This window comes from Aeromonas sp. Prich7-2, assembly GCF_017939255.1.
GTDB classification, from domain to species: domain Bacteria; phylum Pseudomonadota; class Gammaproteobacteria; order Enterobacterales; family Aeromonadaceae; genus Aeromonas; species Aeromonas caviae.
This window is the reverse complement of record NZ_JAGKRI010000287.1, coordinates 1-304: the sequence shown is the minus strand read 5'-3', so window position 1 is coordinate 304 and position 304 is coordinate 1. Positions and strand designations below refer to the sequence as shown.

1 protein-coding gene is annotated in these 304 nt (G+C 51.6%); it reads left to right on the top strand.

Annotated features, from left to right (window positions below; translation table 11 throughout):
* On the top strand, positions 1 to 134 hold a 134-nt coding region (locus J9892_RS21710; RefSeq protein ID WP_162231338.1), incomplete at its 5' end, for a transposase.
* Between the last annotated feature and the right edge of the window lie 170 nt (positions 135 to 304).

Genomic DNA, 304 nt, shown 5'->3' with positions numbered 1-304 from the left:
ACCCGATGCACACGAGTGTGCTGGAAGGGGTGAACAACAAGATCAAAGTGATAAAGCGTATGGCATATGGATTTAGGGACTCAGAATACTTTTTTCTGAAAATCAAGGCGGCCTTCCCCGGAAAGCCGCGATGAACCAAAAAAAAGAGCCGGCATTCGCCGCAATGCTGTTCACTTAAGCGGAGCCGCATTGCGATTTACCGGAAAACGGGTCTTTGATATCTTCACCGCCCTGGGTCTCGATGGCCTGGGGCGTTTTTCTATGAACATGACGCCTATGCAGCCCCGCAACTCCGCCAACCTCC